Origin of the sequence: Corynebacterium sp. FDAARGOS 1242 (assembly GCF_016889985.1) — a bacterium.
GTDB lineage: Bacteria > Actinomycetota > Actinomycetes > Mycobacteriales > Mycobacteriaceae > Corynebacterium > Corynebacterium minutissimum_B.
On the sequence record NZ_CP069568.1, the window covers coordinates 2,632,149 to 2,652,895 of the forward strand.

The window sequence follows — 20,747 nt, forward strand, 5'->3', positions numbered from 1 at the left end:
TTCTAGATGGCGTTTTTAGCGCTGAAGATGCCGTCTGTGGGATGCCTTCTGTGGGGAGCCATCTGTGGGATGCCCTTTGAGAGGCGCTTTGCTCGGAGCACCATGCGTAGCGGGTCCGCGTCGAAACCAGCGGCCCGGAAGGAAGCAGCAGGGGCGGACAGCTATGCACAGCGCGGCTGCGTCCCTAAGCGGCGCGGCGGGGTGGGAGGCAGGCACACGTGATAGCCGCGACGCAGAGCAGCTGCACGAGCAGCGAATCACCGGCGTAGCCCTCCGAGGGCCAGGGTGCGCGGGCGAGCATCGCGCCCGCGGCCAAGGTGAGCGCGCCCGCCAAGTAGTCGGGGCGCAGCGTGGTCCAGCGCGTGATGGCCCACGCCGCGACAGCGGCGGCCACGCCGGGCAGGCCCGCGACGAGCGTCATCGTTGCCGCGACGAGTAGTGCCAGAAGGACACGCGCCGAGAGAGATCGGGCAGGAGAGCGCGTACGGGAAGCCACGGAGGTGGTGGAGCTCGCTGGGAGGGCAGCCGGGCTGGTCGAGTCGTGAGCTGTGTAAGACGCGGATGTGGCAGGGGAAGGGCCGCGGGCCATGACGAGCAGGCACAGCGCGGTAGTCAGCGCGGCGAGCGCGCCGCCGAGGCCGAGGCCGACGCGGTAGGCGCGGTCAGCAACAAAAGTCATGTTGAAGGTGCCACCGGCGTCGGCGGGAATGAGGAAGGCTTGAGTGTCGGCATCGATGGAGCGCGGCTCGAGGAGCAGTTGTTCCGAGCCGGAGGCCCGCGCTGAATCTTGTGCTGAACCTGACGTCGAGACCGCGGTTGCGCTGGGGGAGCGGAGCTCGCCGCGCAGGCCCTCGTTGAAGGCGCGGCCGGTGACAAGGAGGCGGTCGTGGTCGGCGGGCTCGATGGGGGAACCAGCGGCGAGCGGGGCATAGCCGTGGACCGCGCCGGAAGTGGCTGTCGGGTCCGCGCCGGATGCGGCGGCCGAGTCGGCGGCGGAACCGGATATGTCAGGAAACGAGGCAGGCAGGGGCGCGGGCAAGGAGGACGCGGTATCTGTCAGGGCCGCCCAATCGCCGGTGGTGCGCACGAGGTGTTGTCCGGCGGACAGGTCGAAGGTGGAGCCGGGGGAGTGGGGGGAGCCGTCGATAAGCACGGGCTTCTCACCCAACACACGCACGGTCATATCGCGCGGGGAAGTAAAGGAGCGGATGAGGATGCGTTCGTTGTCCTGCTGGAAGAGGAACTGCTCGACATCGGGCGAGGTGTCGGGAACGGTGACGAGGCGGCGCGGGGTGGGCTGGTCGACGATGGAGGCCTCCGCAATTCCGGTGCGGCGTTGCGGCTCGATACGGATAGTGGAGGCCTGCGCGCCGGGCACGCGAATATCGCGGGCGCGGAAGGCCTCCATGGTGACAGTCACCTTGGAAGCGCCGTTGTGGATGGTCACCTCAGTCGTGCCGGTGGTCATCAGTCGCAGCGTAGGTGAGGCCCACGTGGAGGAAGAATGCAGCTCCAGCCAGCCGGAATCGCCGGGAGCGGGCCACCAGGCAGTGGAGTTCTCGCCGTCGACGGCCGCAGTAAGAGAACGCGCCGGGTTCGCCCCGCCGAAGGCAGAGGCATCCGCGGCAGACGACGACGCTGTGACCCGGCCATCGTGCTCCACCACCTGGGTCAGCGGGCCGGCGGAGGGGTAGTCGCGCAGGCGGTTGCGCACCGTGGAGGGGTCATCAGGGGCCAGCGGCGCGGAAACCGGTCCGGAAAGCGTTCCGTAGTTGCGGTCGCGCAAGGAGGGCGTATCGGTGACGATGTCTGCGTTGGAAGAGACCAGTTCGTGGGGTCCGGAAAGGAGCGCGAGCGATTCCCCGCCGCCCGCCACACGCGGCGGGTTGGCAGGCGCCAGGTTCATAGAGAGGTCGGGGTCGAAGACCACGACGTCGACCTCCCCGAAGGTGTGGACCTCACCCGGGATGTGGGCCGAGGAAGCAGAGATGAGGTCGTGGCGCACCGCGACGGCCCCGATGCCGAGGCGCTGCAACACTAACGGTGCGGACGCGGGGTCGCGGGAAATCTGCGCCATCGCACCGTCCAGGCCACGGATGGCTTCAGGCGGGATGAGGGGGATGGCGTCGCGGATGGCCCAGGGGACGTCGAGAAGCGGCTGCGCCGGCTCATCGCGCGTCCAGCCCCAGTCCTGGCGGGCGAAGGAGGCTGGTGGGTAGATGAGCACGCGTGTGTCCAGACTATTCATGAAGGAGGCAGCTTCATGCCAATAGTCGGGAACCTCTTCGTACGCGCCCTTGGGCAGCAGCCGTCCTGCCCACGCGGGGGCGGTCGCACCCATCACCACGAGGCACACCAGAAGGCCCGCTGCTTCACGACGCCCCAAGCTCAACGTCCGCGGCAACTCCACCCGCGCCACCAGCGCGGCCACGCCGAGCACCAGCGGGATGCGTACCAGCGGGTCGAATTTGTGCACGTTGCGCAGCGCGGCCAACGGTCCGTCAAGGGCATCGAGGTACCACGCGGCATGCGTGCCGAGCACGGCCACGCCCACCAGCAGCATGAAACTCCACACGCGCGGCAGGCGGGGCAACCCCACAAGACCCAGGGCGGCAACCGCCACGGTGGCAAGCACGAAGACCGGCTCGGTGGCTAGCTCATTGCCGGCGATGCGCTCGGTATCCACAAAGGGCGCCCAACTGGTGGTGCCGCGCAGGATTTCCGCCAGGTTGAGCCAGCGCGTGGTCACCCCAGCGGACTCGATGAATTCCGTAAAAGGCGGGGCATAGCGGCCCAGGATGAAAAGCGGGATAATCCACCATGCGGACACCGCGGCGCACCCAGCGAGCCAGGCAAGACCGGTTTTGCCCGCGCGCCGCCACAAGAGGATCAAACCCGCCGGCAGGCAAGCGGCAAGTGTGGCTGTGGCGTTGACCGCGCCCATGCATGCCACCGCCACCACCGAAGGTGCTGCATCCCGCCAGCAAAGCCGGCCCGGCCGCAGGAAGGGCAGCAGTACCCAGGGTGCCAGCATGACCGGCCAGGTCTCTGAGGAAATCGCCCCTAGCGTGGTCAGCGTGCGCGGTGAGAGCGCAAAGAGCACTCCGCCCACAAGCGCGGCATAATCCGGCGCGGCGGGAAGTACTGCGCGGACTAGGTGGGAGAAACCCAGAAAGCCCACGGCCAAGACCACAAACCACCAGGCGCGCTGCGCTATCCAATCCGGCAGCGGGTCCGCCAGCAGGAAAAACAAGCCCTGTGGGAAGATGTAGCCATAGGCCTGGTTCTGCAGCTGGCCCAGCGTGAAAGTATCGGTATAAGCATGCAGGGCGCCGCGCAGAAAGTGGGCCGGGTTAGCCACCAAGTCGTGTTTGGTATCGGCGGCGGTCAGCCCCCATGGCTGCACCAGAACCACGAGGGCTAGAAAGAAAAGCCCCCCGATGCGTGCGCGCACGCTTACTCGCGGGAGCCGTACTCCGGCCCGCCCATCACGGCGTCGGAGGCTTTGACAGAGTTATCGCTCGGTACGGCGTCTGCCTGCGAGAACTGGGCAATACCCAGGATGGTGACGACTCCCAACGCCACGCCAACGACAGCACTGCCCAGGGCCGGGCCCAGGGTGCGCTTGTTGAGGGAATCGCTATCGAATGCCATGGCGCCAGATTCTAGCAGTCGTCGTCTTCGTCGTCGTTCTCCGGCGGCACGATAAAGACCGGAAGGCCGGCGTTGCGCACAATGTATTCCGCAGTTGAGTTCGTCCACAGCGAGCGGAAGCCGGTCAGCGCGCGGGTGCCGGTGACGATGACGTCGACGTCGAGTTCCTGGGCGGCGTCGACAATCGCGCTCTGAATCGACGTCACCGACTCCACCAGGTGGGCATGTCCACGCAGGCCCAAGGATTCCGCTTTGGCGATTCCCCGGCGGCAAATTGCCACTGCTTCCTCATAAGCAGGGTCCTCCTCCACGCTGTCCGGCGAGATTGTGGACTGGTGCAGGCCGGTGCGGCTGACAGCGCGCGCGGCTTGGCGCGCGGAGGTTTCCCACGCGGTGAGGATTTCGACGTCGGTGGGACGTAGCAAGTGCGCGGCATATTCGAGAGCGCGGTCGGCGCGGTCGGAGCCGTCGTAGGCGATTAGCAGGGTTTCTCCGTTGCTCATGTGACCATCCTAACAACCGGATGTTGCCCGCGCGGGTCCTTCAGGCAGACTGGTGGGTATGAGAAAAGCAACTTCCGCCCTCCTGTTGAGTACCGCGTGCACCCTCAGTGCGTGCGGTTCGGAGCCTGTGCTTTCCGACGTCCCTACAACGCCCACCCCAACTTCGTCCGCCGCCCCAGGCGCAGCGGACGAGACCAGCGAGGCTGAGACAACCGAGGCCGAGACGCCCGAGGACGTGCGGGCCCGTGCGGCAGCGAAGCTCATGCCGCCGGCACTGAACTATGAGGATGCCCGCGCGAAGCTGGACGCGGGTGTTGGCGGGCTGTTCATCCCGAGTTGGGCTGACCCGGAACTACTCAGCGATGGTCCGCGGGGAATCAACGCCCTACGTGAGGAGGTGGGCCGCGACTTCGAGGTCTCCATCGATTTCGAGGGCGGCCGCGTCCAGCGCTTTTCTGAAATTTTGGGCGACTATCCTTCGCCACAGGCCATGGCGGAGGGCCATACCCCAGAAGAGGTGGAGCAGATGGCCACCGAGATTGGACACAGCCTCCGCGCGCATGGAGTGACGGTGGACTTTGCCCCGGTGCTTGACGTAGACGGGGGAGGCTTGGAGGTCGTCGGCGACCGCTCCTTCTCTACCGACCCGGAGGCCGCCGGCGACTATGGCGCGGCTTTTGCCCGCGGGCTTAAGGCAGCAGGAGTCAAGGCCGTATTCAAACATTTCCCCGGCCATGGGCGCGCCTCCGGGGATACGCACCTGGGTGAAGCTGTTACCCCGCCCCTGGAAGAACTGTCGGGCCACGAGTTTGTCCCCTTCCACACAGCTCTTCCGCAAGCCCCGGAAGCAGCACTCATGATGGGCCACCTCGTGGTCCCGGGGCTGGGGGACGAACCGGCCTCCCTTAACCCGCGCGCCTACCAGCTGGCCCGCGAAGAACTTGGTTTTGAAGGCACCATTTATACCGATGACCTGGGAGGAATGGCCTCGATTTCGGAGAACTTCAGTGTGCCGGAAGCCGTGGCCGCCGCCCTCGCCGCGGGCGCCGATATGCCGCTGTGGTCCACCGATGACGACATTGACGCGGTGATCGATGCGGCGGCGGACGTAGTGGCCCAGCAGGATACCGACTAGGAAAAACTAGCTGGCAGACGTTAATCTCATACACGTGAAAAAGGCAATCGGACACAGCCAATACCGACGCGACCGCAACCGTCGGGGACTCAAGGTCACCCTCGGCGTGCTCGTCGGCCTCGTGCTCATCGCCGGCATCGCCTACGCGTGGGATGTCATGGCTAATCAGCACAAAGTGCCGCGCGCGACGTCAGTGGGCGGCGTGGACATCTCCCGCATGGAGCGCACCGCCGCGGTAGAAAAGCTGGAAAGTGAACTCGGTGACGTGGCCACCCGGCCCGTCATCGTGCGCGCAGGCGAGAAAACCTCCGAGCTCATCCCGCAGGATTCGGGGCTGAGCCTGAACTACCAGAAGGCTGTCGACGGCATCCCGGATGCCTCGCTCAACCCCTTTGCCCGCCTCTATAGCTTCATCAAACCTACCGAGGAAATCCCGGTCGCCGTCGACGTCGATGATGCCCAGCTCGACAGCACACTGGATCGCGTAGGCGAAGAGCTCGCGATCGAGCCGGAGGACGGAAACCTTGAGCTTATCGACGGCTCCCTCAAAGAAACCGCACCTAAACTGGGCCAGGCGGTGGAGAAGGAGGCGTTGAGGGGGGACGTCGAGAAGCACTGGCTCGACCCCGACGGTGTGGAGGTCACTCCCATGGTGGTGGAACCACAAATTAACGCCGCGGCGATTGAGGCCATGCGCACCGGTGATGCCGCCCGCGCGCTGGATAATCCGCTCACTCTGAAAGGTGAGAACAACACCGCCGGAACCCTGCGCAAGCCGGAGATTTCCCAGTTCGTTTCCATCGCTGCCGAGGAAGGCGAGCTGCGCCTCAAAGTAGATAAAGACCGCGCGCGCGAGCTCTTCCAAGAGCGCATGCAAGGCTCCGAGGTGCCCGGCACCAACGCCAAGATTTCCTTCAGCGGCAACGACAAGCAGATTACGCCCTCGGTGGACGGCTCCATCATCGATTGGGACAAGACCCTCGATGGTTTCGAAGACCGAGTGAGTAGCGAGGAGGACCGCGAATGGGACGCCGCTTACAAGCCGGACCCCGCGGATTTCACCACGGAGATGGCGGAGAAGGCCACCTTCGATGACACCGTGTCGGAGTTCTCCACCGGCGGCTTCTCCGGGGCCTCCGGCACTAACATCCGGCTGGTGGCCCAGCAGGTCAACGGTGCCGTGGTCAACCCAGGCGAGACTTTCTCCCTCAACGGCTACACCGGCCCGCGCGGCACTGCGCAGGGCTACGTGGAATCCGGCATCATCATCGACGGCCACGCGGGCAAGGCCGTGGGCGGTGGCGTCTCCCAGTTCGCCACCACGCTCTACAACGCCGCGTACTTCGCCGGCATGGAGGATGTGGCGCATACCCCGCACTCCTATTACATTTCGCGCTACCCGGCCGGCCGTGAGGCTACCGTGTACGAAGGCGCGATTGACCTGCAGTTCAAGAACACCTCGAACCACCCGGTGCGCATCGAGACCAGCTTTGGCAGCGACATCACCGTGCGCTTCAAGGGCGTGAAGACTGTTGAGGTTGAGTCCATCAACAACGGCCGTTGGGCCAAGACCGAGCCGCAGCGCAAGTCGGTGAGCGAGGACTGCTCGCCGTCGTCTGGTGCGCCAGGCTTCACGACGTCCGATACCCGCGTTATCAAGGACCTCTCCGGCAAGGAAATCTCCCGGGAGACCACCACCACGGTCTATGACCCGCAGCCCATCGTCACCTGCGGTTAAACTATGACGCGGCCGATGCATACCGCGGTGAAGGACCCCGCGGACGTCGATCAGCTGGCCCAGCACCCGGTTGAGTTCCGTCGGGTGGCTGGCCTCTTTGCCCCGCACCGCGGCACGCTGCTGCTTGTGCTCGCGCTCATCGTGGCGACCTCGGGGCTTACGGTGGTGCAGCCGTTCCTCGTGCGCCGCACCGTGGATGAGGCCATCCCGAACCACGACACCGCGCTGCTTCTGTGGCTGGTGGGCGGTATGCTCGCCATCACCGTGGTCTCCCAAGCCATTGGCGTTATCCAGTCCTTCCTGTCCGCGCGGGTGGGACACACCATCATGCACGAGCTGCGCACGCAGGTCTTTGCCAACTTGCAGCGCCAATCCCTGCAGTTCTTTACCAACAACCGCGGTGGCGAGATTCAATCGCGCCTGACCAATGACATCGCGGCGATGCGTGGCATGGTAACCACCACCGCGACGTCCGTGGCCAGCAACCTCACGATGACGGTGGCTACCCTCGTTGCGATGGTGGCCCTCTCGCCGACCCTCTCGTTGCTGTCCTTGCTGGTGTTGCCTCCCGCCGTGTGGCTCACGCGCCGCGCCGCTGTTCTGCGCCGCAGCCTCATGGAGAAAAACAGCCAAGCCCAGGCGGAACTCCAACAGACCATTTCGGAGAACCTGTCTGTCTCCGGCATGCGCCTGGCCACCACGTTGGGCGCGCAGGACCGGGTCTATTCGAGCTTCTCGGCCACCTCGCGCTCCCTTATCCGCTTGGAGCTCGAATCCCAGCTGGCCGGGCGCTGGCGCATGGCGCTGACCCAAATCATCTTCGGCGTGATGCCAGCCCTGATTTATCTCGTGGCCGGCCTGCGCCCGGGCATAACCATCGGCACCCTCATCGCGTTTAGCACCCTGCAGACCCAAATCTTCCGCCCGATTACCGGCCTGCTCAACGTGGGCGCGCAGTGGGTAGCGTCGATGGCGCTGTTCAGCCGCATCTTCGAGTACCTGGACTTGGAGCCCGAACTCACGGAGACCACCGAGCCCGCGCAGCTTGCCGACGCCTCCCTCACCCTCCACAACGTCTCCTACCGCTACCCCGGCACGGACACCGACGCGCTTTCCGACGTCTCCCTTTCCATCCCCGCCCACACCACCACCGCGCTTGTGGGGCATACCGGTTCCGGCAAGTCCACCGTCGCTGCACTTATGGCGCGCTTGGCTGACCCGACCTCCGGCTCCGTGCTTTTGGGTGGTGTCGACCTACGCGATATTCCACCTGAGCAGCGCGCGGAGGTCATCGGCGTAGTTTCCCAAGAGACTTACCTCATCCACGGCACCGTGCGGGAGAACCTCCTCTTCGCACAACCCGATGCCACGGAGGAGGACATGTGGACGGCCCTTCATGCCGCACACGTGGCCGACGTGGTCAAGGAGCTTCCCGATGGCCTCGATACCCTCGTCGGCTCGCGTGGCTACCGCTTCTCCGGTGGTGAGCAACAGCGCATCTCGCTGGCCCGCACGCTGCTGCGCCGCCCGCAGGTCCTCATCCTCGATGAGGCCACCTCCGCCCTCGACAATGAAACCGAGCGCGCCATCCAGGAAGCGGTGTTTGGTGCGGATGCTACCCGCCTAGTCATCGCCCACCGCCTGTCCACGATTTACGACGCCGACCAGATCATCGTCCTCGACGCCGGCCGCGTGGCCGAGCGCGGCACCCACGCTGAGCTGCTTGCCCGCGATGGCGCTTATGCGGCGCTCCTTCGTGCCGCGAAAACTACTGGTGATCGTTCTTAGAGAGCCCCGCCAAGAAACCTAGGGATGTTAACTTTCTATCTGGAGTTTGTTAAAGACCGAGAAAATATATGGCTTCGGGATTGTCCTGAGGTACCTTCTTGCCGCGCCCCAGTGGTTGCCCATGAAGATTCACGTCTACCTGGCGATATTGACGGTGTTAATGGTTGGGCTGGTGGTTGCATGGCACTCTTGGTAAGCGTTTCGCAGCGAGATGGTTGCCACCAATGTGCCCGGGCAAGGCTGCTAGAGCCCCCGTAAGGGGGCGGTGAGGTCGATATCACTCAAAGTGGAATGGCAGCTACCAATACCGCAGTTTAACTGCGAATATAATTATTATCTGCGGGGGGGTGTTCCTATATAGTTTGTCAACCTCGCGGGTGGATTAGCCGGGGTTGATTTTTCAGCCGGGGTTGTTTGGCCGTGTTGTTTTCTGGCATGGCTGTTAGCCGACTGGGGTTTCCCAGTCGGCTGTTTGGTTCTTGGGGTTTAGGCTGCTTTGACTTCCTGTGATTGGTCGGGATCGCGGTAGTACTCGTGGTTGCTCATCATGGCGTATAGGACGTTGAGCCGTCTGCGGGCTAGTGCTACGACTGCAGCGTTGTGTCTCTTGCCTTCACGGCGCTTTCGTTCATAGAATTGCCGTGAACGCTCGTGGAATCTGATGGATGCAAAAGATGATTGCCATAGGGCGTTCTTTAATTTTTTATTGCCAGCTCTGTTCAGTGAGTTCGACATGATTGAGGTTCCGGACTGATTCGTTCGGGGTGATAAGCCAGCGTAAGAGGCTAGGTGCGCAGCTGTCGGGAAGTCGGACATGTCGCCCGCGGTCATGAGAATTTGGGCAGCCGTCTTCGGCCCGATTCCTGGCATGGATAGCAGGATTTGAGTGTGGGGGATGTCGTTGATGAGCTCGATGACTTCCTGCTCGATTTGTTTGCGGTGCTCGAGCTTTAAAAGCGCGTCCTTCGCCGACATTGCTACGCCCATTTCGGCATATTGTGCACCAGCAATGGCGACTGTTTGCTCAGAGATGGCAGCGAATATGGCATCGATGACGGGCTCGGGATTGCGTGCCTTATAGCGTCGAGCGAAGGCAGCTGCTTTGGCTTTTCCGAGGCGCTTTATCTTGGTCGGCCCGCCGTAGCGTGCAAGTAGGTGCAGAACCCATTTGCGGTGGATCACCTGGCCGCGAAGGGCTTGCTCGAATTGCGGGTAGCAGCCAACTAGTGCACTTCGAATCTGATTGATGAGCCTGGTGTAGGAGCGCGCTAAGTCTTCGTCGATGCCGTTGAGGACTTTCAACTGGAGAAAGGCTTCTTCGACGCGGTCGACACTGCGGAGGGATTCCGGAAGGTTCTTTGCAGCGTGGGCGATGATATATGCATCCCGGATATCAGTTTTGGCATTACCAGCGTGGATACGTGAGAGTTGACGCATAGCCAAACCTGGAAGGTAGCGCACATCGATTCCGATATCTTGGGCAACCGCGACAGTTAGTCGCCCAATGTTATTGGGCTGGTCCACGACGACAAGGACCTTGTGGTCGTTTGCGCTAAACGTTGAAAAGAGTGTGCGCAGGGATTTTTCGTTTTGGTTGATACGCTTTGATAGCACTTGGGCGCCGTCGATATCTAAGACGCAAGCGTGGTGAAAGTATTTGCCAACGTCCATGCCGATGACATAGTCGTAGGTCATGCCAGACCTCCTAGCGAATTGAACGAGTATGAGACTTATTTCATCGCTGGTGGTCGGACATACTTCACGCTGGCATCCACATTACTTGAGACCTCACACATCCTGTGTGGGTCAGGTTCCTATTAGCAGTCTGGAGTATGTCACTGCCTTCGGCGGCATCACCCCCCGGATCATTTTCAGACAGGGACGAAAACAAGCCATACCGAAGCCAGCGACTAGTTCCGCTGCCACAAGGCAGAAGGAACGCAGATAAACATAGCCTGCCCCAGCATGGGGCTAGGAGTACGAATCCTGGGCTCCTTCAAGCGGAACTGCTAACAACGTAATGGGGCGATTACTTGAGAGGGCTAGCTGGTTTTATGGGAAGCGGGCATTTGTTCGATATCGCATTTCTTCTTCTAGGTATAGGGTCTAGCTATGTAATCCACAGGCTACCGTTACTTAGGCTAGGGGTGTTAGGACCACGGATTTAGTAACGCCGTGGTGAGCAAGCAGTAACGCCCGGGTGAGTATTGAGTAACACCCGGGCGTTGACTATGAGCAACTATTCTGCGTTGGCTTCTAGGCGCATGTTGGGTCCTTCCAGTGTGATGATCTCAGCGCCAACGACGAGTCGATTCAGGATTGACTCGGCGATGACAGCGTCCGGGATGGATTTGTACCACTCATCGGGCGTGAACTGGGAGGTCACGATCGTTGATCCCCGGTGTTCGCGTTCGGCAAGAATATTGAGCAGCTGGTGTGCTGTGGCAGCATCAATCGGGGTTGTTAGGAAGTCGTCAAGAACGAGGACGTCTGCCAGGTGCAGGTCTTGAAGAAACTCCATGCGTGCTGTGTCATTATGGCGTAGCACCATTAGCTGGTTGGCTAGTGTGTCTGTGCGGAAGAAACGGGCGGAGTAGTCGTTTCTGCACGCGGCGGTAAGCAGTGCTTGGGCCAGGTAGGTTTTGCCGACGGATGATTTGCCGAGGATGACAATGCTTTGCGCTTTTTGACACCATTGGCAGTGAGCGAGTCTGGTGATTTGCTCTTTGTTGAGGTTGCGGCTGGGCGCGTAGGTGATGTCTTCGATACATGCATCGAGATTTGGCGATCGGGATGCTTTGAGTAATTTGTTGACTCGTCTCTCACGCTTGGCCGCGACTTCTTTATCGAGTGCGTAGAGCACCTTGTCGGAAAAACTCCACGAGTCGAAGACAGGATCTGCGGCAATATCAATCACGGTTCGCCCGAAGGCCGTCATTCGCAGATCGGTAAAGATCGGCAGGACCGATTCATCTAGAAAGCGTGCTGATGCTGATGCTGGTTGTGGCTGTGTCATGACTTCGAAGGTCCTTTCTTCCTAAGGTTTTCCATGCTGAACTGGGCAGACCCACCCAGATACGCGCCGCGGGTATCACGTGCGTGAACTGCTGGTGGTGTTTCAGGCGGTGTTGTTGGCGCAAGATCATGGCCTGTCGGGCGGGTGGATTGGTCTTTGCGTACCGCAGCCATCATGTTTTTCACCGCGGTATACGACACGGCCCTCCTTGCGCCATCAGGTGCGATCAAGCGGGCACAGGCTTGTTCCAAAATCGCCTTGTTGGCGTGCTTGCCCATATTTAGTACGTTTCGACACGACTGATACGCCTGGGCAGGGATTGCCTTTGCGCTGATGAGTTCTGCGATGACTTTCTGGGTCGCTGGCCCGATCTTGGCCGCTTCACGGTAGAAGTAGTCACTGGTCCACAGCCCTGTGGTATCAGCCATGTTGGCAGGAATATGATCCACGTCAGTGACATAGATCCCCCGGGCTTGGGCAAGCCGGTGGGTGGCAACACGCTGCCCAGCGTCAAAGACAGTAACTTCGTTGCCAGTGATACGTACATCGACAGTCCGGCCGACGAGCTGGTAGGGCACCGAATAGTGAGCAGTATTGACGGTGATGTGGAAGTTGGGGGCGACTTTCGCACGTTTCCATTCGGTATGCTGCCACGGTGTTGTGGGAAGTTGGCCAAGCACATCACGTTCAAACTCATTAAAGAGCATTCTTCTGCTGGTGTAGGTGCCACGAAACGGGACCGCGTCATTGATATCGTCAACTAGGCTGCGGATGCGTGCATTGAGTTCATCAAGCCCAACGCATTGATGCCCGTGGAGGGTATGGATGACTTTTTGGGTGATGATCTTGACAGCCGCTTCCACGTTCGCCTTGTCCTTCGGACGCCGAGCACGAGCAGGCAGCGCGGCAGTGTTGTAATGCTCGAGGAATTCCTCGTAGGTGGAATTAACCTGCCGGTTGCGGTCAGCAGCACCAATTGCGTGTGACGCTGTCGAAGCATTATCAGGCACAATGACTTCAGCAACGCCACCGAAGTATTCAAACGCTTGGATATGTGCCCACAGCCACGCCGCTTGCCGCTGGTTCGGGCAAGCACAGGCAAACAGCATTCCCGAATATGGCAGTGACGCCACGAAAATACTGACTTTTGTACCCCGGGCATCAATCGGGTCAAACAGCCGCATCGTGGTACCGGCCCAGTCGACTTGCATAGTGTGTGCCGGGATATGCGTAATGCGTGCGGTAAGTCCTGTGGCATCAACGTGTTCGGCGACAAGCTGGCGGAACCGCTCGTAGCTGTAGTAACGCTGAGACGGACGAGCAGGTTGGGTGGTGTAGCGACCCCACAAGACTTGGAGAGTGACTTTGTTTCGGCCGGTGCGTGCTTTAGCCACCGCGTCGAAGTCGATGGGCACGAAATCTCCTTGGGCAAGACTTCGACCATCAACAAACCATGTGGCCATTTCTTCGTCGGTGATACCGGCGAGTTGTTCATCGGTTGCGATCTGGTGTGCCGCCATTGCCTGGCGGGCCTTTTGAACTGTGGTATGCGAGCAACGCACAGTCGAGCAGATTTGACGGACGGACCAGCCTTGTAAGACAAGATCCATCACGGCCCGGTAATCAGTCACGATCGGACTCCTCTGATTATGCCGCGAGCCCTTTTGTCACGCGGTCAGAAGAATCTTCTCCCAAAGTGTTACTCGATACTCACCATCCCGTTACTGGATAGTCACCACGGTGTTACTAGATACCCCCGCGCAACAAGGGGCCCGGGTAGGTGCCTTACCTTCTTGGGGACGTCGCTCTATGTGGGTGAAAGACTCTTAGCGATGGGCCGGGCCATGGTGTGTAAACCGTGTGGAGTGGATTGCGTACAGCTGATGAGGCGCGGTGTCTCATTACACAACTCATGTAAAGGACCTGTTTCCGTGAACAAGATCTCTCGTACCGCTCGTTCGGTCACTTTCGCAGCAGTCGTAGGCCTCTCCCTGGGAATCTCCGCTCCGGGCGCCCTGGCCGAGGAAGCACCTGCCGTTGAGCAGGGTGCCGTGAACAAGGCAAACATCGATTTCAGCAAGAAGGGTTCGATTACCCTCTACAAGAAGAAGGGTGCTGAGTCCGACACCCCCGCGACCGGTGGGGAGATGGGGAACGTACCGGGTGACCCTCTTTCTGGTGTGATTTACAAGATCACCAAGCTTGACTACGACCTGCAGAATGGTGACTGGTCGACCTTCCCGAAGTCGGCTGCAGATGTCAAGGACGAAAACAAGACTAACACGACGTTCGAGCTGACCACCGATGCTGAGGGCAAGGTAGCCTTCACTGATCTTCCGTTGGGCATCTACCTCGTTGAGGAGACCGGCGCTCCGGCTGGCATCGTTTCTGGTGCTCCGTTCATCGTGTCGGTGCCGATGGTTAACGAGGCCTCCGACGCGTGGAACTACGATGTTGTGGCCTACCCGAAGAACACGGAAACCAAGACCGAGAAGACCGTTAAGGATGCGGATAAGAACATCCAGGACGCCTACTCCTACACCATCAATGCGGATGCCCCAACCTGGGGCGAAGGCAAGAAGCTGACTGCTTTCCGTTTCGAGGATCAGCTGGACAAGCGCCTGGACTTCCAGCAGGTTACCGAGGTCAAGGCCGGCGACACCGTTCTTGAGGCCGGCGACTATTCCGTGAACAACCCCGCTGAGAACGGCAACAAGCTTGTCGTGAAGCTGACCGATGCTGGTCTTGCCAAGGTCAAGTCCGGTGACAAAATGTCCCTGACTTTCGAGGTTAAGCGCAAGGAGGTTGGCGACACCACTGAGCTGAAGAACCAGGCTGACGTCATCTTCAACAACCCGAATACCGGTAACGAGGTCACGAACAAGACCAACGAGGTCGTGACCTACCACGGCAAGCTGAAGGTTGTGAAGAAGGATGGCAAGGAGACTGGCAAGGTCCTGGAAGGCGCTGAGTTTGAGCTCTACCAGTGCACCTCGGCAGCTAACTTGGGCGCGAAGCTGATTGTCAAGGAACAGGACAAATGGACCACGGGTACCGATGGCACCATCACCATCGACGGTCTGCACGTCACGGATTTCGAGGACAACAAGGAAGCACCGGCTACGAAGAAGTTCTGTCTGAAGGAGACCAAGGCTCCGGCTGGTTATGTACTGCCGGAGAAGAACGTTACCGAGATTGACTTCACCCGCGAGAATATCGCGAAGACCGGTGAGGGCGACGATGCCATCACCCTCGTATCAGAGATTGAGAACGTCAAGCGCGACACCCCGAACCTGCCGATGACTGGTGGCGCCGGTGTGGGCATCCTGGCAGCTATCGGTGCAGCGATTGTTGCGGCAGGTGCTTGGTTCGCTCGTCGTACCGCGCGTAACTAATAGCCGGGCGTAGTTCCGGTAGCGCAGACTGTCCATGGTGGTCTGCGCTGCGGGTCGGGTAGCCAAGGTAGGCCGCCCGACCCAATGAGGGGACTGGACTAGGCGTAGATTCCGGTCCCTATCTTTATCTTTCGTTGTAATCCCGGTCGCGCTGCGCTAGCGCGTGGGGCATTGTTTTGGGTGGTGCGGGTCGTTGACTTCGGTGGTAGGCCAAGAAACTGGCAGGCGGCACAGGCGCCGTGGAGGCTTAGCTCTTCCGGCGGTAATCGTTGTCGTCGGGTTGTTGGTGATGCTGTACCCAGTGGTCTCGACCGCCTGGAACAACTGGAATGCCTCACGGGTGGCGCAAGAGTATGCGCGACTGGACAAAGAGACACCGGCGCAGGTGCAGGACTCCGTATGGGATGCTGCGCATGCGTACAACGAGGAGCATACGTCGGGTCCGATCTTGGATCCGTGGCTGAACCGTATCGGTGTGGATAATCCCGATTATGAGGCTTACCTGGAACAGTTGGGTGAGACCGAAGCGATGGCCCGCCTCGTGTTCCCAGCAATAGACGTCGATCTGCCGGTGTTTCATGGCACTGCGGACAAAACACTGCAGCGTGGGTTAGGGCACTTGTATGGCTCTGATTTGCCGGTAGGAGGAGCAGGAACTCATTCCGTCATCACCGGGCACACGGGTCTATCAAATTCGACGATGTTTGATCACCTCAATTCGGCCGCTAAGGGCGATGCATTCTATATCCAGGTTGCTGGCCATAAAATGAAGTATGTTGTAGATGACATACAAGTGGTTCTGCCGAGTGAGGTAGATAGTCTGCGGCCAGTCGCCAATAAGGATTACGTCACGTTGATTACGTGCACCCCGTACGGGATCAATACGCATCGCTTGTTGGTGCGTGGCCATCAGGTGGCCTTAGAGCCGGGGGAAGAAACGTTGTTTGAAGGCTCCCATGGCCCGGGCTGGCAGTGGTGGATGTTTGTGCTGCTAGCTGCGGTGATTGTTATTGGTTGTTGGCTAGTTTGGTGGCTGCGGCGCCAGAAGGCGGCTACCGGGGTGCAAGAAGTAATTAATAAGGAAAGTAGCGTGCGGGAGTAAAGCGATGAAGAGGTTGACAAATGCATGGTCGGCCCGAGTGGTTGCCGTCGGAGTAGCGTGTGCGGTTGCGTTCGCAGGGCCGGGCACGGTTGCTGCGGAAGCGGTGCAGGTTGCCGGGCAGCAGTCCACTGGTTCGGAGCGCACTATGGCTACGGATACGGTGACAGTGCGGCTTACACAAGGTAATCCGAATGACGATGGTCATGCGCCTGCGGGAAAGATTCAGGGAGTTACGATTCGTCTGGCCCGGCTTGCCGGCTTGGACCCGACCAACGCTGACGACGCAGCCCGCGTACGGAACGCGAATCTCGACGAGGTTCGTGATTGGCGCACTGATATGCACGCGGAGAAAGTCACCGATGCCAATGGAGAGGTGACGTTTGGTGGTCTTGCCAATGGTTTCTATGTGGTGACGTCGACGGCCCCGGATGACTCCTACCGGGAGATTAGTCCGTTTGTGGTGGTGGTTCCGTTCCACACAGTGGTGGACAATCCGAACCCAGTGCCAGGAGTGATTGTGGCCAAGACCCACAAGCCGGGTGAAACGCCGACGCCGCCGACGACCCCCACGGCCCCGACAACCCCGAATACTCCATCGACAACCTCGAGTACTCCGCGGACAACGCCAAAGTTTCCGCCGGTGTTCCCTCCGTTGATTCCCCCGGTACCACCGACAAAGCCAGGAGAGACTCCGCACGAGCCTGGGACAACGCCACCTAACAACCCGGAATCTGGTACAAACACAACTTCAGATTCCCCGAACCGTTCGCAAGGGAATGGAGGCTCATTGGCAATGACCGGTGCAGAAGTACTCGGTGTGGTGGCCGGAGCGTTGGCATTGATTGCTACCGGTTTCGTGATGATTGCTTTTAGCCGCAGGAAGAATTCAGAAAGCGAGGGACGCTAATGTCCTGGACAGATACTCACTCGGCCGAGCCGGTAGTGTACCGCTGGCGCGTCTTAGCGGCGTTCATTGCTGCACTGGCTCTCATTGTTGGTGTTGCTGCACCGGCTGCTCTGCCCGGCATCATTGGTGCTGTCGCTGAAGCACAAACCACGGCCCTGCGCGCTGAGCTCGATTCTGCAGACCAGCTGAGCCTGACTGCTGGCGACTCCGCAACGTTTGAAGGCCACGTTATTGACGCCGGAACCGTGGAGGACTTGGAGTTCACTGTTGAGACTGCAGGACTAGAGTTCGACGGCTCGGCCTACACACTGACTATCGACGGCGAAGTGATCCCCGTCCGCGAAGGAGACAACCTCGTTGTAAAATCGACCAGCTCTTCAGTGACTTTCCGCATCACTGGCCTTTCTACTGACGTGCCAGAGGGAGCAGCTTTCTCATTGAAGATCCCAGCGGTCGCAGAAGATTCCGAACTGAGCGGGATATCCGTCGATGCGCGTGGAGTAGCCGAGGAGACTACCAGCACGTCTTCAACGGAATCCAGCGAAACCTCAGAAGCTCCTTCGGAAGTGACTGAGCCGCTGGAAATTGCTGACGTAGACGAGGCTCCAGCTCGCCTGATGGCAGCACCGAACATTACCCCGTACGCTGCAGGCGACCGAACCATCACGATGCAAAACGATGGATACGTGCTTAAGGGAAGCCGCTATATCCCGAACTTTAAGATTCCGTCCGGTGAGCTTTTTGGCGGCCAGCTGTCCATTCCACAAGGCACGGTGGTTACCCTCAAATCCAGTGTTAACAGTTATTTATCGACCAACGATGAGGACCTGACGATCTATTACACAGGTGCCAACGGAAGTTGGTACGAGGCGAAGGTGACCTACAAAAAGATTAGCGCTAAAGAGTACCAGGTCACCCTTCCACAGATCACTATTGGCGGTAATGCACAGATACAATTCAAAGGCGTTCATCGCGGGCCGGCCAATACAGTGTTTACCGCTTCTTTTACTGTTCCTGCGAAGGAAGAATGCAAGGATCCGGTAACAAGCAGACAACCAAAGCGTGAACTTACCCCAGCTGAATTTGCCGACGGCAACCCCATCTACGTGGTGACCAGTGAGCCCCTCGGCCTGAATCGAGATACCTCTGTCCTGCGCCGCCAGATCGACCAAGGGCGTGACTATCAGCAAGTCGGCGAGAAGACACCATGGGTCTATAACTCTTTGGCCTTCAACTCGAGCGATAACTGGCTCTATGCGGTGAGTCAGATTCGCGGCCTAAATGGTGATCCTTGCTATCCGGCAGGAAATCTCCTGCAGATTAATCCGGCGACCGGTAAGGTACATAACCTTGGGCCTATCCTTGCGGCCGGAAGTACCGGTACCCCGTTCGAAACGAGCGGCGACCGGGATGCGCTTAACGCGGGCGTGTATACCAGCGAGGGTTTCTTCGTGGGCAACACATCTACCTCTGGTACTCGGCACCTTTATAGAATCGATGTCGGTAACGTCAACGATGTCGGTAAGGCCACTGCTAAACGTGTGTTCGGAAACCAGCAGTCTTTTTCGGAGGACTGGGCGGTGCTCCCGCAAGCCCAGAAGTATATGTGGGGTTTCCAGAGTAAGTCTAAGGCAGGCGACAAGCTTATCCTTGAACGCATTGACACACAGACCGGCGAAATCACGACTTGGGATCTCACCGGTATCAAGACGTTGGATGGGCGTACGATCTCTAACCCTTCTGCTTCCTGGGGTAAGGCGTGGACCTATTCCAATGGAAACCTGGGTTTTGGCTCGGGTAGTGCGAATGCGAATCAGCTGGGCTTTGAGTTGAAAATCACTAACCCGGATCTCGATAGTCCGACGTTCGAGTTGGTCAACATAATGAACAACCTGCCTGCTTCATTTAACACGGACGCGGCCTCCGACCTAGTTCCGCCGCCGCCAGCGCTGCAATCAAACATTGCGGTGAAGAAGCAACGCTCTGAAACCAAAGTAGTAGACGGAGAGGTGCGTACTTTCTGGACCATCTCCGTGGAAAATACAACAAACAACCCAAGCTCAGGTGGTACGTTTTGGGAGTACCTGCCGACGGATACCCACTATGGTGTGAACGCTTCGGATCCTACTGCTAAGTTTGAAGGCTTCGGGCCGGGTTCCACACTCGTCAACGGACGTCCGCCAGGTCCCAAAGAGATTGGTTCGGGGACTGGTATCTATGCCGGAATGACCCTGCCGTCAGCTACAGCTGGTGAGTCGCCGTACATGATGGGCTACGTTGGTACTCTTCCCGGACGCGCAAAGGTAGAGTATGTCGTCTCGGCGCCTGTACGCAAAGATGAGAACGGCAATCTTAAGACGGTGTGTAGTCCGAACAAGGTGGCTTTCCAGGCCACGGACGGGGAGTCGAGCCCGGCTGAAGATGACAACGTCGCTACTGAAGCCTGCTTCAGCAAGGTTGCCGTCGACAGTGCACCGCAGCCGGTCCCGGGTGAGTCGAACGAATACACCGCGAAGTACAACGTCGTGGTGGAGGCACCGGACGCACCTGGTTTCGACACCAACGACGTGATCTACGGGAAGCTGACGGACACCCCGAAGTTCGTTGGCGCAGCCTCGGTTACTGGAGCCTCTGTGGTCTTCAAGGACGAGTTCAACAAGACCAGCGAGCCGCAGTCCTATCAGGGTGCCGGTCCGTACGAACTCAATAAAAATGAGACTCCGAAGATCATTAAGCCCGAGGGCACCAGGCAGCACGTCTACGAAGTGACGGTGCGCTTCAAGCTGGACCGTACAAAGCTGGATAGCACCTCCGTGCCGGATGGATACCCGAGCCAGCCTGCCGGTAACTCCCGCTGCTACACCAAGGGTGGCCTTTATGAGCCCAACTTTGGCCTCATGAACGAGGCGGAAATGGGTGGCTGGAAGGATACCGGCTGTATCCCGCTGGAGAGCAAACAGATGGATGTCCTGCTTGAAAAGGTAAGTTACAACCCGGACAAGCCGAAGGAGATCCAAACCGACGAGTTGCTCGACGACGCGCAGTTCACCGTCCACCGCGGTGACGCTGACGGCAACTTGAAGCTCAACGCGGATGGCACCGTCAATACTGATGCTAACCCCGTAGTGAAGCAGTCCACGACCACCACCAGAGGTCGCGTCAAGCTCGAAGGCTTGGATGCCCCTGGCGTGTACTACCTCATCGAGACCAAGGCGCCGGACGGCTATAACCTGCTGCCCGCGCCAATCAAGTTCTCGACGGAGTGGGATCAGAATGGCAATGCAGTCATCAAGGTGCTCTCCGGAAAGACCGCGATCACGAGTAATAGGTGCGCTGAGTCCGACACCGCTGCCAATTGCGTGAAGAAGATCGGCGTCCTTCAGGTCGCTGACATCACCAAGGGTGCACTGCCCAAGACCGGTGGTGAGGGCGTAGGCCTGTGGGCTCTCGCTGGTGCCGCTATTGTCGCGGCAGGGTGCCTCGCTTTGCGACGTCGCCGGGTATAGAAC

Annotated in this window: 13 protein-coding genes; 7 read left to right on the top strand and 6 right to left on the bottom strand. The window is 59.8% G+C overall.

The window, feature by feature from the left end; translation table 11 throughout:
• Window positions 1-184: 184 nt before the first annotated feature.
• From I6J72_RS12520 to I6J72_RS12530, 3 genes are read right to left on the bottom strand one after another with little or no spacing between them, the layout of a single operon-like run.
• The gene (locus I6J72_RS12520) at window positions 185-3,454 is read right to left on the bottom strand and encodes an alpha-(1->3)-arabinofuranosyltransferase family protein (protein ID WP_204099424.1); all 3,270 of its coding nucleotides are present in this window, start codon (window positions 3,452-3,454) and stop codon (window positions 185-187) included.
• 2 nt (window positions 3,455-3,456) lie between these two features.
• Window positions 3,457-3,654, bottom strand: coding sequence for a DUF2613 domain-containing protein (locus I6J72_RS12525; RefSeq protein WP_039672548.1), 198 nt, complete (start codon window positions 3,652-3,654; stop codon window positions 3,457-3,459).
• 11 nt (window positions 3,655-3,665) lie between these two features.
• A complete protein-coding gene (locus I6J72_RS12530) occupies window positions 3,666-4,157 on the bottom strand; it encodes a universal stress protein (protein ID WP_204099425.1) in 492 nt (163 codons plus the stop codon).
• Between the two features lie 58 nt (window positions 4,158-4,215).
• On the opposite strand from I6J72_RS12530, the gene I6J72_RS12535 reads away from it, so the two are divergent.
• From I6J72_RS12535 to I6J72_RS12545, 3 genes are read left to right on the top strand one after another with little or no spacing between them, the layout of a single operon-like run.
• Window positions 4,216-5,292: a glycoside hydrolase family 3 protein gene (locus tag I6J72_RS12535; RefSeq protein ID WP_204099426.1), complete on the top strand. Its 1,077-nt coding sequence runs from the start codon at window positions 4,216-4,218 to the stop codon at window positions 5,290-5,292.
• Window positions 5,293-5,326: 34 nt separating this feature from the next.
• Window positions 5,327-7,030, top strand: coding sequence for a VanW family protein (locus I6J72_RS12540; RefSeq protein WP_370552147.1), 1,704 nt, complete (start codon window positions 5,327-5,329; stop codon window positions 7,028-7,030).
• 3 nt (window positions 7,031-7,033) lie between these two features.
• On the top strand, window positions 7,034-8,818 hold the full coding sequence (locus I6J72_RS12545; RefSeq protein ID WP_204099427.1) for an ABC transporter ATP-binding protein: 1,785 nt from the start codon (window positions 7,034-7,036) through the stop codon (window positions 8,816-8,818).
• Between the two features lie 486 nt (window positions 8,819-9,304).
• Here the strand turns inward: I6J72_RS12545 and I6J72_RS12550 are convergent, their stop codons facing one another.
• The 3 genes from I6J72_RS12550 to istA form a co-directional block, all read right to left on the bottom strand.
• Window positions 9,305-10,513, bottom strand: coding sequence for an IS110 family transposase (locus I6J72_RS12550; RefSeq protein WP_070672735.1), 1,209 nt, complete (start codon window positions 10,511-10,513; stop codon window positions 9,305-9,307).
• A 544-nt stretch (window positions 10,514-11,057) separates the two neighbouring features.
• Window positions 11,058-11,834 carry an ATP-binding protein gene (locus I6J72_RS12555; protein ID WP_204098643.1) on the bottom strand — a complete coding sequence of 259 codons (777 nt, stop codon included), beginning with the start codon at window positions 11,832-11,834 and terminating at the stop codon, window positions 11,058-11,060.
• Window positions 11,831-13,465, bottom strand: a complete 1,635-nt coding sequence (gene istA / locus I6J72_RS12560; protein ID WP_204098642.1) for an IS21 family transposase — start codon at window positions 13,463-13,465, stop codon at window positions 11,831-11,833. Before istA ends, I6J72_RS12555 begins: the two co-directional genes overlap by 4 nt.
• 300 nt (window positions 13,466-13,765) lie before the next feature.
• Here istA and I6J72_RS12565 point away from each other — a divergent pair, with 300 nt between their 5' ends.
• From I6J72_RS12565 to I6J72_RS12580, 4 genes are all read left to right on the top strand, one after another.
• On the top strand, window positions 13,766-15,229 hold the full coding sequence (locus I6J72_RS12565; RefSeq protein ID WP_204099428.1) for a SpaH/EbpB family LPXTG-anchored major pilin: 1,464 nt from the start codon (window positions 13,766-13,768) through the stop codon (window positions 15,227-15,229).
• A 163-nt stretch (window positions 15,230-15,392) separates the two neighbouring features.
• Complete coding sequence (locus tag I6J72_RS12570) at window positions 15,393-16,331, top strand: class C sortase (RefSeq protein ID WP_052750529.1); 939 nt, start codon at window positions 15,393-15,395, stop codon at window positions 16,329-16,331.
• Window positions 16,332-16,335: 4 nt separating this feature from the next.
• Window positions 16,336-17,238 (top strand): hypothetical protein, encoded by a 903-nt coding sequence (locus I6J72_RS12575; protein WP_082254423.1) that lies wholly within the window; start codon window positions 16,336-16,338, stop codon window positions 17,236-17,238.
• Complete coding sequence (locus I6J72_RS12580; protein ID WP_204099429.1) at window positions 17,238-20,744, top strand: prealbumin-like fold domain-containing protein; 3,507 nt, start codon at window positions 17,238-17,240, stop codon at window positions 20,742-20,744. The genes I6J72_RS12575 and I6J72_RS12580 overlap by 1 nt, the downstream gene beginning before the upstream one ends.
• Window positions 20,745-20,747: the final 3 nt, after the last annotated feature.

Excerpts from the sequence above, each read along its gene's own strand:
- I6J72_RS12525 (WP_039672548.1), bottom strand. The coding sequence starts at position 3,654 with ATGGCATTCGATAGCGATTCCCTCAACAAGCGCACCCTGGGCCCGGCC.
- I6J72_RS12535 (WP_204099426.1), top strand. The coding sequence starts at position 4,216 with ATGAGAAAAGCAACTTCCGCCCTCCTGTTGAGTACCGCGTGCACCCTC.
- I6J72_RS12550 (WP_070672735.1), bottom strand. The coding sequence starts at position 10,513 with ATGACCTACGACTATGTCATCGGCATGGACGTTGGCAAATACTTTCAC.
- I6J72_RS12530 (WP_204099425.1), bottom strand. The coding sequence starts at position 4,157 with ATGAGCAACGGAGAAACCCTGCTAATCGCCTACGACGGCTCCGACCGC.
- I6J72_RS12555 (WP_204098643.1), bottom strand. The coding sequence starts at position 11,834 with ATGACACAGCCACAACCAGCATCAGCATCAGCACGCTTTCTAGATGAA.
- I6J72_RS12545 (WP_204099427.1), top strand. The coding sequence starts at position 7,034 with ATGACGCGGCCGATGCATACCGCGGTGAAGGACCCCGCGGACGTCGAT.
- I6J72_RS12580 (WP_204099429.1), top strand. The coding sequence starts at position 17,238 with ATGTCCTGGACAGATACTCACTCGGCCGAGCCGGTAGTGTACCGCTGG.
- I6J72_RS12575 (WP_082254423.1), top strand. The coding sequence starts at position 16,336 with ATGAAGAGGTTGACAAATGCATGGTCGGCCCGAGTGGTTGCCGTCGGA.